This window comes from Streptomyces sp. NPDC035033 (genome assembly GCF_040636735.1).
Taxonomy (GTDB): domain Bacteria; phylum Actinomycetota; class Actinomycetes; order Streptomycetales; family Streptomycetaceae; genus Streptomyces.
Genome location: NZ_JBEZUZ010000067.1, coordinates 29,553 through 44,429, shown reverse-complemented (window position 1 = coordinate 44,429; position 14,877 = coordinate 29,553). Strand labels below are relative to the sequence as shown.

Genomic DNA, 14,877 nt, shown 5'->3' with positions numbered 1-14,877 from the left:
GTCCAGGAGCGCGGCCCGGCAGACCGCGAAGGCCGGGTCGGCCTGGTAGTCGGAGTGGCCGAGGACCGGTTCGGGCAGCGGGTGGGCGCGGGTGCTCGACGTGCGCACCCCCGCCGAGTTCCGCGCCGTCCACATCCCCGGCGCGTACAACGTCCCGCTGCACACCCTGCGCGAGCACCGCGCGGAACTGGTCCCGCACCTGGACGAGGAGGTCGTGCTCGTCTGCCGCTCCGGCGGGCGCGCCCGGGAGGCCGAGCAGGCCCTCGCCCGGGCCGGCCTGCCGGGCCTGCGCGTCCTGGAGGGCGGCGTGAACGCCTGGGAGGCCGTCGGCGCCCCGGTGGAGCGGGGCGCCGAGCGCTGGGACATGGAGCGCCAGGTCCGCCTGGTGGCCGGCTCCGTCGTCCTGGTCACCGGCCTGGTGGGCCTCCTGGTCCCCGGCGCCCACCTCGTCGGCACCGCCGTCGGCGCCGGCCTGACCTACGCCGCGCTGAGCAACTCCTGCGCCCTGGGCGTCCTGCTCTCCAAGCTCCCCTACAACCGCGGCCCCCGGACCGACCTCCGCGCCGTGATCGCGGAGCTGCGGAGCGCGTCGTGACCGTCCTGATCGTCGCGGCCTCCCTCCTCGTCGGCGTCAGCCTCGGGATCCTCGGCGGCGGGGGCTCCCTCCTCACCGTCCCGATCCTGGTCCACCTCGCCGGGCAGGACGCCGAGGAGGCGATCGCCACCTCCCTGTTCGTCGTGGGCGTCACCAGCCTCGCCGCCCTGGTCCCGCACGCCCGCGCCCGCCGGGTGCGGTGGCGGACCGGCCTGTTCTTCGGCGCCTTCGGCATGGCGGGCGCGTACGGCGGCGGACGGCTCGCCGCGTACGTCCCCGGCACGGTCCTGCTCGTCGCGTTCGCGCTGATGATGCTCGCCACCGCCTTCGCGATGCTCCGGAAGCCGCGTGGCGGCGCGCAGAGGACGGCCGGGCCCGCCCGCCGCGACCTGCCGCTCACGCGCGTCGCCGCCCAGGGCCTGGCCGTCGGTGCCGTGACCGGTCTGGTCGGTTCCGGCGGCGGGTTCCTCGTCGTCCCCGCCCTCGCGCTCCTCGGCGGACTGCCGATGGGCGTCGCGGTCGGCACCTCGCTCCTCGTCATCGCGGCGAACTCCTTCGCCGGCCTGGCCGGGCACCTCTCCGGGGCGTCCGTCGACCGGGGCCTCGCCCTGACGGTGACCGCGGCGGCCGTGGCCGGCAGCCTGATCGGCGTCCGCCTCGCCGGACGCGTCCCGCAGGACGCGCTGCGCAGGGCGTTCGGCTGGTTCGTCGTCGTCATGGGCGTCTTCGTGCTCGTCCGGCAGCTCGACACCGCCCTCTGGACCCGTCCCGCCGTCTGGGCGGCGCTCGGCGCGGCCGGAGCGGTGGCGGTGGCCGCGCCGAGGGTGCGGCGGGCCCTGCACCGCACCGCCCCGGTCCGCGAATGAGCGGCCCGGTCCGATACCGGGCGATTTAATACCCCACCGGGTATCCTATGGGGAGGGGGACGAGAGCGAGGAGGACCGCCGTGCAGGTCGACGAAGCGGCGATGACGCCGGTGCTGAACCGCTTGCGGCGCGCCCAGGGACAGCTGGCCGGGGTGATCGCGATGGTCGAGTCGGGCCGCGACTGCAAGGACGTGGTGACGCAACTGGCCGCCGTCTCCCGGGCCCTGGACCGGGCCGGTTTCAAGATCGTGGCGAGCGGGATGCGGCAGTGCCTCGCCGACGACGCGGCGGACGCTCCCCCGATGACGGAGGCGGAGCTGGAGAAGCTCTTCCTGGCCCTGGCCTGAGCCCGCCGCCGGGCCCGGCCGGCCCGGCACCCCCGTCCGGCCGCCGCGCGGGGACCCTCGGACCACCGCGCGGGGGCCTGCGGCCGTCCGCGCCTCCTATGCTGACCAGGTACGGAAGAACCAGGCCGGGGACGGCACGGACCGAAGGGGCACCCCGCTCGATGAGCCGGAAGCAGCAGCGCGGAGAAGTCACCGTCGAACGCGTCCTCGACGCCGCGCTCGACCTCTACGCGCGCGAGGGGGAGGCAGGGCTCACCGTCTCCGCCCTGACCCGGGTGAGCGGAGTCAGCACCGGCAGCGTCTACCACCACTTCGGCAACCTCCACGGAGTGATCAGCGCCCTCGCCCTGCGCTGGCTCGGCCGCCTCCTCGGCGACCTGGCCGGCGCCCTGACCTCCCATCAGGACGCCCGCTCCGGCATCGAGGCGGTCGTCCACACCTATCTGGACTTCGTCCGCACCCAGCCGGCCGCCGCGCGCCTGCTGCACTCCCCCTTCGCCGACCAGCAGGGCTCGGCCCGCGCCGCCGAGATCCGCGACAACCAGGAGGCGCGGCTCACCCCGATCGAGCACTGGCTCGACGACCGCCGCAAGGCCGGCGAACTGGCCGACCTCCCCACCCCGGTGATCGAGAGCCTCGTCCTGGGCCCGGTCGTCGGCATGGCCCGCCGCTGGCTCACCCTGGGCGACGTCGACCTCGAAGAGGCCGACCGCCTCCTCCCCGACCGCATCTGGCGCTCGGTCGCCCCCTGACCCCGGCTCCCGTCGGGCCGGGTGCCGGGAGACAGGGGCGGGGGCCGGAGGGCCGGTCCCGTCAGCGGGTCCCCGGCCCCGCGGGAGCGCCCGGGGCATCCGGAGCCTCCGGGGTCTCCGGGGTCTCCGGGGTCTCCGGAAGGCCGTCGGCGGTGCCCGGTCCGATGCGGAGCTCGAAGTCGCCGTCGTACTTCTCGTGGCCGGCGATCACGGCCAGTTCGACGACCTCCTCGCCCACCTCGCCGCGCACGATCAGCGGGTCCTCGCGCAGGTCCCGCATGAGCGCCACGCACATGCCGATCATGACGAGGACGAACGGGGCGGCCACGAGGATCGTCAGGTTCTGCAGGCCCGCCAGGGCGTCGCCCTGGCCGTCGCCGATGAGCAGCATGATCGCGGCGACGGCGCCGGTGACCACGCCCCAGAAGACCACCACCGGGCGGGTCGGCTCCATCGCCCCGCGCTGCGAGAGGGTGCCCATGACGATGGAGGCGGCGTCGGCACCGGAGACGAAGAAGATGCCGACGAGGACCATGACGAGCAGACTCATCACGCCCGTCAGCGGGAACTCCTGGAGCAGCCCGAAGAGCTGTCCCTCCGGGGTGGTCTCGCCCCTCAGCTCGCCCCGCTCGGCCAGGCGCATCGCCGTGCCGCCGAAGATCGCGAACCAGACGAGGCTGACCGTGCTCGGCACCAGGATGACGCCGCCGATGAACTGACGGATCGTCCGGCCCCGGCTGATGCGGGCGATGAACATGCCGACGAAGGGCGTCCAGGAGATCCACCACGCCCAGTAGAAGACGGTCCAGCTGCCCAGCCACGCGTGGATGTCGTCGCCGCTGGTGGCCTCGGTGCGGCCGGCCAGCTGGGGCAGGTCGCCGATGTAGGCGGCGAGGGAGGTCGGCAGCAGGTCGAGGACGATGACGGTGGGGCCGGCGACGAAGACGAAGAGGGCGAGGAGCAGCGCCAGCACCATGTTGATGTTGGAGAGCCACTGGATGCCCTTCTCCACGCCGGAGACGGCGGACAGCACGAAGGCCACGGTGAGCACGGCGATGATGCCGACGAGCAGGCCGGTGCCGGTCCTCTCCAGCCAGCCCAGCTCCTCCACGCCGCTGCCGATCTGGAGCGCGCCGAGACCGAGCGAGGCCGCCGAGCCGAAGAGGGTGGCGAAGATGGCGAGGATGTCGATGACCCGTCCGGGGCCGCCGAACGCCCGGCGCTCCCCCAGCAGCGGCACGAAGACGGCGCTGATGGTCTGCCGGCGCCGGCGGCGGAAGGTCGAGTAGGCGATGGCCAGGCCGACGACGGCGTAGATCGCCCACGGGTGGAGCGTCCAGTGGAAGAGCGTGGTGGCCATCGCGGTCCCCATCCGCTCGGCCGGGTCGGCCGGGGAGGTGCCGGGCGGCGGGGTGCCGTAGTGCGCGAGCGGTTCGCTCACGCCGTAGAACATCAGGCCGATGCCCATGCCGGCGCTGAACATCATGGCGATCCACGAGACCGTGCGGAACTCCGGCCCCTCGCCCTCCTGGCCGAGGGTGATCCGGCCGTAGCGGCTGATCGCCAGCCACAGCGCGAAGACGACGAACCCGGACGCGGCCAGCATGAACGCCCAGCCGCCGTCCCGGATCAGGCCGTCCAGGAGGCTGCTGGAGACGGACTCCAGGCTGTCCGTGGCCGTCGCGCCCCAGACGACGAAGGCGAGCGTGAGGACGGCGGTGACGCCGAAGACGACCGGATCGGTGCGGGCGGGGTGGCGGCCCGCGTGATCGGGCAGGTCCGCCGTCACCCGCGAGGCGCCGCGCCCGGTCCCGCCCCGGCCGCCGCCCCGGCCGCCGGAGCCTTGCCCGCCCGCGCCCCGGCCGCCGTCGTCCTCCCGCCGATCGCCCGGATCCCCTACGACTTTCGTCATGCAAAACCCCTTTTTCCGCCAAACGGGACAAACATCTCATGTCCGGGCGGGGCGGGACCGCAGGCGGGGCCGGGCCCGGCCCGACGGGCGGCGGGGGGCGGGTTCAGTCCCCGCGCGCGTGCAGCTCGGCGGCGGTGAGCAGGCGCACCTGGGCGTCGAGCCAGGGCCGCACCGCCGCCTCCGGGCCCTCCCCCGCCAGCGCCTCCGGCACCCGTCGGAGCTGCTCCGCCGAGACGGCCAGGCCGCGCCGGGCGAGGGCGTCGGCCGCGTCCGCGAGCGCGGCCCGGGCCCCGGCCGGCAGCCGGCGCAGGCCGTGCACGGTGACGGTGGCGAGCGCGGACAGGGCGCCGTGCAGCGCGAGGGCGACCGGGTCGTCGGGGAGCGCGGGCCCGGCCGGCGGCAGCGCGGCGGGCCGCCGGGGCGGCGGCGCCAGATCGGGGACGACGGTGCCGGCGCCGGTACGGACCCCGAGCGGGTCCACCACCAGGCCCTCCCCGGTGACCCGGACGAAGCCGCTCAGCAGCAGGGGGCCGGCCCGCCCCTCCCCCGGGCCGCCGCGCAGGGCTTCGGCCAGGACGTCGAGGCCGCCGGGGGCGAGGGGGTTGTACGGGGCGACCACCCGCGCCGCCGTGCCCCGGGCGTCGCGCACGGTGGCCCGCAGCTCCTGCCGCGCGGGGTCGTACCCCCACTCCTCCACCGCCTCGACCGCCAGGACGTGCACCGACTCCGCCTCGACGCGGGGACGGGCGAAGCGCGGCGGGCGGCGGCGCAGGACCCGCGCGTGCGCCGCGAAGTCCCGTACGAGCAGCGGCTCGGGCAGCTCCGCCCACGCGTCGCCGACGGGGGTGACGCCGGTGGCGGCGACCCGGGAGGTGCCGAGCGTCACGGTCCGGCCGGGGGTGCGGGAGGCGACCTCGCTCACCACGTTCCCCACGGCGAGCGCGCCCAGCGTGCTGCCCGCGATCCGGCGCCGGGCCAGGACCGGCCCGGTGGGCCCGGCGTCCTCCGCGACGGCCCAGCGGCGGCGCAGGACCAGCGCGATGCCCGCGCCGCCGTGCGCGAGGTGGACCTCGGCGGTGCGGTCGCCGGCGGTGCCGGAGATCCGGCAGCCGAGGGCGGTGAGCCGGACCCGCCGCAGCGGGGTGTCGCCGTGCTCGCCGCTGCCGAGGACCGCGCCGGGCAGGCCCCGGGCCCGGGCCCGCCCGTCGGCCTCGCCGAGCAGCGCGGCCAGCTCCTCGGCGCGGAAGCGGGCGTCCCTCCCCTCGTACGCGGCGAGTTGGCCGAGGACGTCGGTGAGGACCCCGGCCGGCCAGTGCAGCGCGCCGGCGGTGAGCTCGTCCCGCAGCCGTCCCAGGGTCCCGGCGAGGACCGGGCCGGTGTGCGCGGCGCCGTCGAGCAGCAGTTCGGCCAGGAGCGGACCGCACCGGGCGAGCGCGGCGGCCCCCGGCCGGCCGGGGGCGGCCCCGCCGACGTCGACCCGCTCGGGCGGGTGGACGGGATCCGCCCCGACGGCCGCGCGGAACGCCCACACGGCGAGCGCGACGGCCTCGCCCCGCACGGCGTCGGCCGCGTCCGTGACGGCGTGCGCCACCGCGTCCCGGACCGGGAAACGGACGGTGCAGGTGGGCAGTTCGGCGCGGGCGACGGGCGTCTCGGGGCCGGGGTGGGTCAGCCGCGCGGTGTACCCCCGGGCCAGCGTCCGGCGCGCCGCGGCCACCGCCCGCGCTCCGACGGCGGCCGTCAGCGCCTCGTCGTCGGTGTCCCCGGGCGACCAGGACCACCGGCCGGGGCCGGGATCGGGGTCGGCTCCGGCGGGGGCGGTGGTGTCCCGCGCGGCCCGCCGGTGGGCGAGGACCAGGCCGACGAGGTGGCGGCAGACACCGGGGGCGCCGCAGGTGCAGGTGCCGCGGTCGAGTCCGGCGCCGGGGGCGAGGGAGGCGGTGGCGCCGTCGGGAAAGGCGCCGGTGAGCGTGGTGTCCGGGCCCTCCGTCACCGACGCGCCCGCCCCCGCGGCCAGTTCCTTCGCGGCGCGTTTGACGAGGCCCCGGTTGGTGAGGGCGGCGAGCGTCCCGTCGTCCAGGGCGAGGAGGTCGGTCCGGGTCATCGGCCCAGCCTCTCGGCGACGAACTCCGCGAGCTGCCCCGGGGTCATGGCGCCGACGTGGGCACCGGCGTCGGCGAGGAGCTGCCCGAGTTCGCGGTCGTAGGCGGGGCGGGCCTCCTCGTCGAGCGCGGCGAGGCCGAGGACGACCGTGCCCTGCTCGACCAGCGCCCGCACGCCCCGCACCAGCCGGTAGCGGTCGCCGCCCTCGTAGAAGTCGCTGATGACGACGACGATCGCGCGGCGCGGGTTGTCCACCAGGCCGGTGGCGTAGGCGACGGCACGGGCGATGTCGGTGCCGCCGCCGAGCTGGACCCGCATGAGGAGTTCCACCGGGTCGGAGACGTCGCTCGTCAGGTCCACCACCGAGGTGTCGAAGGCGACGAGATGGGTGGTCAGGCCGGGCAGGCCCCACAGGCAGGCGGCCGTCACGGCGGAGTGGATGACCGAGTCGACCATGGAGCCGGACTGGTCGACGAGGAGGATCAGCTGCCGGCGCTCGACGTGCCGGCGGGTCCGGGAGTGGAAGCGGGGCCGCTCGATGAGGAGCCGGCGCTCCTCGGGCCGGTAGTGGGCGAGGTTGGCGCGGACGGTGCCGCGGAAGTCGAAGTCGCGGGCGAGCGGCAGCCGGGCGGGACGGCGCGAGCGGGTGCCGTGGAGGGCGCGGCGCAGCTCGGGCCGCAGGCGCTCCATGAGCCGGCGGACGACGGTCTCGACGATGCGGCGGGCGAGCCGCAGCACCTCGGGGTTCATGAGGTGCTTGGTGCGCAGGACGGCGCGGAGGAGGGTCTGGTCGGGTTCGATCCGCTCCAGGACGGCGGGGTCGGTGACGATCTCGTGGATCTCGAACCGCTCGACCGCGTCCCGTTCGAGCCGCTCGATCGTCTCGCGGGGGAAGAGCCGGTGCACGTCGTCGAGCCAGTCGACGGGGGTCACGGCGGAGGCGCCGTCGCCGCCCTCGCGGCCGGTGGGGCGCACGCCGCGCCGGGCCCGCTCGGGGTCGCGGCCGTAGAGCCAGTCGAGCGCGGCGTCGCGGGCGGCGGCCTCGGGGCCGAGGGGGCCGGTGTGGCGTTCGGCGGGGGCGCCGAGGACGAGCCGCCACCGTTCGAGTCCGGGGTCGGGGGTGTGCGGGGCGGTCATCGGGCGGCTCCCAGGCCGAGGCCGTCGAGGGTGCGTGACACGTGGTCCTCCAGTGCGCGGGCCCGGGCGAGCTCCAGCGGATCCGCGGTGGTGCGGAGCAGGGCGCGGGCCGAGCCGCGCAGTCCGCGCCGTTCGATGAGGCGGGCGGCGATCCGTTCGCGTTCGAGGGGCGGGAACCAGGCGAAGGCCTCGCGCAGGGCGGGCAGGGCGACGAGGAAGTCGGTCTCGGTCATGGCCGCGACCAGGTCGTCGAGGACGCCGACGAGCGGTCCCGCGTCGCCGTCCGGCGTCCCGGCGGTCACCTCTTCGCGGGCGACGGCGAAGAGCCCGGCGAGCCAGTCGCCGAGCACGGCGGGCGCGGCGACGGCCCGTACGGCCCCGGCGATCCCGGCGTCCGCGGTCCCGTCGGCCGCGGTCGCCGGGCCGGCGGCACCGGTCTCCGGTCCGCGGGCGAGGACGCGGGTCAGGCCGAAGGCGGCGCCGCGGAGGCCGGGCGGGGCGGCCGGGTCGGCCGCGACGCGGCGGAAGACGGCCTCGGCGGCGTCCCGGGGGACGGAGAGCAGCGGTCCGGCGTGGAGCAGGGCGTCGCGGACGGCGACGAGGGCGCGGAGCCCGGCCCGGTCGGGGCCGGCCGGGCCGGCCCCGGCGCCCTCGACCAGCCACAGCATCCGGGTGACGGCGGTGTCGACGGCGGCGGCGAGCAGCGGGTCGCGGGCGACGCCGTAGACGCGGTCGTGCCGCCACAGGCCGAGGGCGGTGGCGAGCGCGGCGCCCAGCGGGCCGGGCGCGGTGGCCGAGGCGAGCCCCTCGCGGAGGCGGGTGACGAGGGGGCCCGCGAGGTCGGTGGCGCCGCAGACGACGGTGTCGAAGAGGACGCGGGCGAGGGCCGCGCAGTCGTCCGCGGCGGCGCGGGCGCGGTCGCCGAGGGCGACGACGGCCGCGTCGTCCAGCCGCGCGCCGTACGCGCCCGCCTCGACCAGGGCGGCGTCGCGGCCCGCCGCCGGGCGGGGCTCCCAGCGCTCCTCGGCCACCGGGTCGGTGCCGTCGGCCGGGCCGGCGACCCGCTCGTACCCGGGGACGCCGAGGACGCGCAGCCGGTGCAGGACGCGGCTGCGCTCCAGGCCGGACGGCGTGGTGAGACGGAGCGTCACGGGGCCGGTGCCGTCGAGGCCGAGGGCGGCGAGGCGGGCGGTGACGTCGTGGACGAGGGGCGGGGCGGGGGTGTCGGGGTGGAGCCGGCCGGTGCGGTCGCCGCCGCAGGCCGCGACCATCTCCACGACGGCCGGGTGCGTCCCGGGCCGCAGGGGGCCGCGCCGGGTCCACGGCAGGGGTTCGTCGAGGGCCTCGGTGACGAGGGCGCCGGCGAGGGCGTCGAGGAGGTCGAGGCGGCCGGGGACGGGGTGGCCGCGCAGGGCGGCGAGGGCGGTGGCGGAGGCCCGGGCGGCGACGAGGGAGGCCGTGGAGACGGGGTGGCCGCGGTCGCGGAGCCGGGCGGCGACGGTGCGGACGAGCCGCCGGCCGGCGGCCTCGGGGCCGTCCTCCCACAGCCACTGGTGGTAGGCGGGGGACGGCATCCCGGACTCGTACCCGGCGAAGGCGTCGAGCTGCCGGAAGGAGTACGGGACGAGGAAGCTGCCGCTGAGCGCCCCCTCGGGCGGCGCGGGCACGGCGGGCCAGGCGGGCCGGCCGGTCCCGCCGCCGGGGTCGTCCTCCACCAGCCGGCGCAGCGCCGGGCGGTGGAAGCCGCCGGTGACGACGAGGACCGGGCGGTCGCCGGCGGCGGCGCGGGCGGCGCGGATCCAGTCGGCCATGTACGCCTCGCGGGCCTGGTCCGAGGGGTCGGCGGCGGTGTCGCCGCGGACCGCGTCGAAGTAGGTCTCCAGGCGCTCCGCGAGGTCCGGGGCGCCGGGGTCGGCCTCGATCATGCGGTCCCACAGGGCGTCGGCGGAGTCGACGGCGAAGCGCCGCCGGAGCCGGGCGGTGGCCTCGGCGTAGCGGGCCTCGGCGTCGGCGTACCGGTTGGCGCGGCCGGCGAAGGCGGGGTGCCAGGCGGGCAGGTCGACGAGGCGCACCTCGGCGCCGGCCGCCCGGCCCGCCGTGAGCGCGATCCACTCGGGCGAGTAGGCGCACAGCGGGGTCCAGGAGGTCGCGGACCGCTCGTCGTCGCGGTAGTGGCTGAAGACGGCGACGGGCAGGTCGTGGCCGAGCAGCAGCTCGTCGAGGCGTCCGTTCAGGTCGCTCGGGCCTTCGACGAGCACGTACGCGGGGCGCAGCCGCTCGACGGCGCGGGCGACGAGCCGGGCGCAGGCGGGCGAGTGGTGGCGGACGCCGAGGTACGTGACGGTCATCAGCCGGCCAGCAGGTGGCGGGCCGCGTGCAGGGCCTTCCAGTGGGGGCCGCCGCGGACGGCGACGCGCTGTTCGAGGTAGCGGCGCAGGCGCGCCAGGTCCTCGGGGCTGTCCTTGGCGGCGGTGCCGGCGAGGCAGGTGACGAGGTCGGCGGCGTCGCCGGGGCCGCCGCGCAGGAACCAGCCGCGGACGCCGACGGCGTGGGCGACGGAGACGGCCTCGGCGGTGCTCATGACCGACGAGAGGCGGTCGCCGGGGGCGCCGTCGCCGCCGGAGCGGAGTTCGCGGAAGGTGGTGACGAGGACGGTGAGGACGTCCCGGTCGGGGGCGACGGGGACGCCGGAGCGGCGCAGCAGGGCGGTGGCCTCGGCCTCGACGAGGGCGAGTTCGGTGTCGAGGTCGGGGATGGGGAAGACGGTCTCGAAGGTGAAGCGCCGTTTGAGGGCGGCGCTCATCTCGTTGACGCCCCGGTCGCGGGTGTTGGCGGTGGCGATGACGTTGAAGCCCTGGCGGGCGAAGACCATGCCGGCGGGGCCGTCGAGTTCGGGGACGGCGACGACCCGTTCGGAGAGGAGGGAGAGGAGGGAGTCCTGGACCTCCAGGGGGCAGCGGGTGATCTCCTCGAAGCGGACGAGCCGGCCCTCGGCCATGCCCTTGAGCACGGGGGCGGGGACGAGGGCCCGCTCGGAGGGGCCCTCGGAGACGAGGAGGGCGTAGTTCCAGGAGTACTTGATGTGGTCCTCGGTGGTGGCGGCGCCGCCCTGGACGACGAGGGTGGAGTCGCCGGAGACGGCGGCCGCGATCAGTTCCGAGAGGAGGGACTTGGCGGTGCCGGGTTCACCGACGAGCATCAGGCCGCGGTTGGTGGCGAGGGCGACGAGGGCCCGCTCGACGAGGGCGGTGTCGCCGACGAACTTGCGGCTGACGCCGGTCTCCTCGTCGCCGACGACGAACCGGCGGGCGGCGCGCAGGCTGAGCCGCCAGCCGGGCGGGCGCGGGTCGGTGTCGGAGGCGCGCAGGGCGGCCAGTTCGTCGGCGTACCGGACTTCGGCGGGGGGCCGCTGGAGCGGCTCGGGGGCGGTCACGAGGTCAGCTCCGTGAGGTCGGCGAGGAGTTCGGAGACGGTCACCGGGTCGAGGTCGGCGAGGCGCAGCGGGTAGGTGCGGCTTCCCCAGTGGTCGCCGGGCCGGGTGTCGAGCCAGACGGTCTCCAGGGTCTGCTCGGGGAACTCGTCGATCATGCCGACGGCGATGCCGGGGTCGAGCTGGATGACGAGGTGGCGCTCGGGGGCGAGGCGGCGGGAGAACCAGCGCTCGACGCCGTTGTCCTCCGGGGAGCCGCGCTCCCAGCCGCGCTTCTGGAGACCGAGGAGGCGGCCGACGGGGACGGTGACGCCCTCGAAGCGGGTGAGGCGGGCGCCCGCGGTGTCCTCCTCGGCGGGGACGTGGAGCTGCCGGCCGAGCTGCGGGAAGGGCTGGACGATCTCGTAGTCGGCGAGGAGCTCGGCCCAGGTGCCGAGTTCGGCGGTGAGGTGGAGGGGGTGCGGGAGGGTGACGGTGGCGTCGTCGGCGACGGTGAGCAGTTCGTCGCCGGCGTCGGCGTAGGTCTGGTCCTCGGCGACCCGGAAGGAGGTGGTGGTGCCGTCCTGTTCGGCCTGCCAGACGAGGCGGCGGGCGAGGTGCCGGACGAGGGGGTGCTCGACGAACAGCCGCCGGAACTCGGCGCCGGTCCAGGAGCGGCCGTCGACCATGGCGGCCTCCAGGCGGCGGACCTGGTCGGCGGCGATGGCGCGGACGTCCTTCTTCAGGGCGAGGAACCGCTTGCGTTCGGCGGTGGCGCGTTCGGTCTCGTCGCGGGCGCCGGGCTTGGGGAGGTCCTTGAGGCGGCGGCCCTCGGCGTCGCGGACGAAGGGCTTGAGGGCCTCGTCGAAACCGACGGTGAAGCGGCGGGTGCCGTAGTCGACGACGGTGCTGCCGTCGGCGTCGAGGCCGAGGTCGGGCACGAGCCGGTCGGCGAGCTGTTCGGCGGTGAGGCCGAGGCCGTCGGCGACCTCGGCGATCTTCTCCTGGGCGCGCTGCTTGAGGGCCTTGAACTTGACGCGCTGGGAGATGCCGTGGAGGTGGAGGAGGGCGCTGTCGGTGCCGATGGCGGCGAGGACGTCGAGCGCCTCGACGGCCCGGTGGTGGGCGCCCTCGCCGGGCCAGGCGCGGACGACGGGGGTGAGCGCGCGGACGGTGGCGTCGTCCCCGAACCAGGCGAGGGCGTGCAGGGTCCACGCCTCCTTGGGCGGCATGCCGACGATCCGCCACTCCTCGAAGAGGCCCCAGGCGAACTCGGCGAGCGAGGCGGGCGTGCACAGCTCCCGGACCTGGGCGAGGCCGGGGTAGGGGGCGCCCGGCTTGGAGACGGAGAGCATGGTGAGGACGTGGGCGACGGCGGACACGGGCAGGGCGCCGCCGGTCCGCAGCCGGATCCGGGGCAGCACGCGGGGCTCGATCCAGGCGGCGGCCTGCGGCATCCGGGCGGGCAGGGCGGTCACCAGCGGGTCGGTGGCGAGCAGTTCCCCGACGGCCCGCGCGGCCTCCTCGCCGTACTCCCCGGCGGCGGCGCGGACGCCGTCGGGGCCCTGGGCGGCGACGAGCGCCCGGAGGGCGCCCTCGGCGGCGATCCGCTCGGGGCCGGTGGGGCCGACGGCGTCGGGGACGAGGAGCCGGGCCGCTTCGGTGCCGTGGCGCAGCAGCCAGGCGCGGGCGGTGCGGCCGGCGGTCTTGAGGCGGTGCAGCCAGTCCGCCATCAGGCGGGCCACCCGGACGTCGAGGTAGGGCAGCAGCACCTCGGCCATGGTGGCGGGGTGCTGGGCCGCCATGCGCAGGAGCGGCGGCAGGGCGGCGTCCTCGTGGGCGGCGACGAGCGGCTTGAAGACCTCGGCGCCGTCGTAGCAGTGCTCCATGCCGTCCCAGTCGGCGAGGTAGGGGCGGACGCGCTCGGCGGGGCCGTTGACGAGGACGCCGACGGTGTGCCAGCCGTGCAGGTTGCCGGCGAGGAGCTTGTCGACGAGGACGTCCAGGGGCTCGTACGGCTGCCAGCCGGTCACCCAGGACTCGGTGGTGGCCCAGCTCCGCCGCTCCCCGTCCCGCCAGACGGTCCGGGTGCCGGACGGCGCGGCGAGGCCGGTGACGACGCGGGGCTCGGCCGCCCGGCGGCGCGCCGTCCACGGGGGGCTGGTGAGGAGGGCGGGGAGGCCGGCGAGGGGGGCGTCCTCGGCGGTGTCCTGGGCGCGGGTGAGCGGCTCCACGATCTCGGCGACGTCCGCGGGGAGTTCGGGCAGGACGTCGAGGGTGAGGGCGCGGTGGGAGGCGACGTGGCCGGCGAGCATCCGGCGGACCAGCGGGGAGTCGCCGGTGAGTTCGCGGGCGGCGGGGGCGAGGAGCCGGAGGGCGCGGACCGGGAAGCGGCGGGCGGCCGCGACCAGTTCGGCGCGGACGTGCTTGTCGCCGACGCGGTCGAGGAGGCCCTGGAAGGCCTCGTCGGAGGGGAGTTCGGCGAGGGCGGCGGCGAACGCCTTGAGGTCGTCGGTGCCGAGGTACTGGCGGCCGGTCTCGGCGACGAGGAAGGGGGCGAGCGCGGTGCCGGCGCCGTCCGCGACGGTGGCGACGGTGGCCGCGCCCCAGCCGCGCCAGCCGAGGTCGACGCGGCCGGTGAGGGTGGCGGCCTGGTCGGCGGTGAGGGAGCAGACCAGCATGTCCCGGACGGCGACCTGGGGGTGTTCGCGGGTGGCGGGGTCGGCCAGGCACGCGTCGGTCCAGGCCCGTTCGGTGGGCACCAGGTAGGAGACGGCGACGCGGCGGCGGGGCGTGGTCCGGTGGCGGGCGAGGGCGGCGACGGCGGCCGCGTACGTCCCGTCGTCGGTGACGGCGAGGAGGGCGCGGACCCGGTCGAGGGCCGCGTAGGAATCGCCGCGCTCCCAGCCCCGCTCGTCCTCGGCGGCGATGTCGATGCCGCCGACGGCGTTGCCCCGGGCGGCCTGGACCCAGACGCGGCGGCATTCGAGGAGTTCGACGGCGGCGACGGCGGCGAAGGGCAGTCCGTGCGCGACGGTCCAGGCGTCGGCGACGGTGCGCCGCCCGGCCTCGGACGGGAGGAGGGCGGCGAGGACGGCGGCGCCGATCGGGTCGGGGCTGCCGGCGTCGTGGGCGCGGGCGGCCTCGACGAGGGAGGCGTCGCTCCGCGCGGCGTCGAGGGCGCGGTCGACCTCCACCGTGAACCGGGCGCGCCACTCGGCGAGCAGGGCGGGGGCCTTCGGCTCGGGCGGGGCGACCGGGACGGGGGTGCCGCCGCGGCGCGGCCGCAGGTTCCGCTTCCACGCCTCCGGCAGGACGAAGGTGGTCTCGTCGGGCCGGACGACGGGGCCCTCCGCCCCTTCCTCCAGGGGGACTTCGGCGGCGGGGGCGGGCGCGGCGGCGGGGGTCGCGGCGGCGCGGGGGGCCGCGGCGGGGGCGGGCGCGGCGGCGCCGGCCGCGGCGTACCCCTTGCGCTCCTTCTCCCCGATGGTCTTGAGCAGGTACGCCTCCGCCGCCCCGGGCGTGTCGAACTCCTTGCGCCGGGTCTGTCCCGCCGTGCCGATCCGCCCGAACCGGACGGTCACCGCGGTGCCTTCGGCACCGGCCTCCCAGAACTTCCCCGCGCCGTCCCCGGCGTGCTCCCAGCGGCGCACGGCCCCTCCCGTTGTCCCTCGTCCGATCAGTGGTCTGCACAGTAGCGGGGCCCACCGACAACGCCCGAAATCCTTCCGCTTCCGGGGTCCTGGACAGCGCCGC

The 14,877-nt window shown here is 77.1% G+C and carries 9 protein-coding genes and 1 pseudogene; 4 read left to right on the top strand and 6 right to left on the bottom strand.

All coding sequences use genetic code 11. The features are described from left to right. Positions 1-88 precede the first annotated feature (88 nt). From AB0E83_RS24625 to AB0E83_RS24610, 4 genes and pseudogenes are all read left to right on the top strand, one after another. Positions 89-595, top strand: a pseudogene (locus tag AB0E83_RS24625) (rhodanese-like domain-containing protein); the annotation flags it as partial. Continuing rightward, positions 592-1,461 carry a sulfite exporter TauE/SafE family protein gene (locus tag AB0E83_RS24620; protein WP_362115761.1) on the top strand — a complete coding sequence of 290 codons (870 nt, stop codon included), beginning with the start codon at positions 592-594 and terminating at the stop codon, positions 1,459-1,461. The pseudogene AB0E83_RS24625 and the gene AB0E83_RS24620, both read left to right, overlap by 4 nt. Before the next feature lie 101 nt (positions 1,462-1,562). Beyond that, positions 1,563-1,808, top strand: a complete 246-nt coding sequence (locus AB0E83_RS24615) for a metal-sensitive transcriptional regulator (protein ID WP_362115764.1) — start codon at positions 1,563-1,565, stop codon at positions 1,806-1,808. A 161-nt stretch (positions 1,809-1,969) separates the two neighbouring features. Continuing rightward, the gene (locus AB0E83_RS24610) at positions 1,970-2,560 is read left to right on the top strand and encodes a TetR/AcrR family transcriptional regulator (protein WP_362115758.1); all 591 of its coding nucleotides are present in this window, start codon (positions 1,970-1,972) and stop codon (positions 2,558-2,560) included. Positions 2,561-2,621: 61 nt separating this feature from the next. Here the strand turns inward: AB0E83_RS24610 and AB0E83_RS24605 are convergent, their stop codons facing one another. The 6 genes from AB0E83_RS24605 to AB0E83_RS24580 form a co-directional block, all read right to left on the bottom strand. Beyond that, positions 2,622-4,472, bottom strand: coding sequence for a BCCT family transporter (locus tag AB0E83_RS24605; RefSeq protein ID WP_362115755.1), 1,851 nt, complete (start codon positions 4,470-4,472; stop codon positions 2,622-2,624). Positions 4,473-4,575: 103 nt separating this feature from the next. Then, positions 4,576-6,576 carry a hypothetical protein gene (locus AB0E83_RS24600; RefSeq protein ID WP_362115752.1) on the bottom strand — a complete coding sequence of 667 codons (2,001 nt, stop codon included), beginning with the start codon at positions 6,574-6,576 and terminating at the stop codon, positions 4,576-4,578. After that, complete coding sequence (locus tag AB0E83_RS24595) at positions 6,573-7,712, bottom strand: VWA domain-containing protein (protein WP_362115750.1); 1,140 nt, start codon at positions 7,710-7,712, stop codon at positions 6,573-6,575. Before AB0E83_RS24595 ends, AB0E83_RS24600 begins: the two co-directional genes overlap by 4 nt. After that, complete coding sequence (locus AB0E83_RS24590; protein ID WP_362115747.1) at positions 7,709-10,060, bottom strand: DUF5682 family protein; 2,352 nt, start codon at positions 10,058-10,060, stop codon at positions 7,709-7,711. Before AB0E83_RS24590 ends, AB0E83_RS24595 begins: the two co-directional genes overlap by 4 nt. Further along, positions 10,060-11,145: an AAA family ATPase gene (locus tag AB0E83_RS24585; RefSeq protein WP_362115744.1), complete on the bottom strand. Its 1,086-nt coding sequence runs from the start codon at positions 11,143-11,145 to the stop codon at positions 10,060-10,062. Before AB0E83_RS24585 ends, AB0E83_RS24590 begins: the two co-directional genes overlap by 1 nt. Next, a complete protein-coding gene (locus AB0E83_RS24580; RefSeq protein ID WP_362115741.1) occupies positions 11,142-14,774 on the bottom strand; it encodes a DUF4132 domain-containing protein in 3,633 nt (1,210 codons plus the stop codon). Before AB0E83_RS24580 ends, AB0E83_RS24585 begins: the two co-directional genes overlap by 4 nt. Positions 14,775-14,877: the final 103 nt, after the last annotated feature.

Coding starts and splice junctions, on each gene's coding strand:
- AB0E83_RS24595 (WP_362115750.1), bottom strand. CDS start 7,712: ATGACCGCCCCGCACACCCCCGACCCCGGACTCGAACGGTGGCGGCTC.
- AB0E83_RS24610 (WP_362115758.1), top strand. CDS start 1,970: ATGAGCCGGAAGCAGCAGCGCGGAGAAGTCACCGTCGAACGCGTCCTC.
- AB0E83_RS24615 (WP_362115764.1), top strand. CDS start 1,563: ATGACGCCGGTGCTGAACCGCTTGCGGCGCGCCCAGGGACAGCTGGCC.
- AB0E83_RS24600 (WP_362115752.1), bottom strand. CDS start 6,576: ATGACCCGGACCGACCTCCTCGCCCTGGACGACGGGACGCTCGCCGCC.
- AB0E83_RS24590 (WP_362115747.1), bottom strand. CDS start 10,060: ATGACCGTCACGTACCTCGGCGTCCGCCACCACTCGCCCGCCTGCGCC.
- AB0E83_RS24605 (WP_362115755.1), bottom strand. CDS start 4,472: ATGACGAAAGTCGTAGGGGATCCGGGCGATCGGCGGGAGGACGACGGC.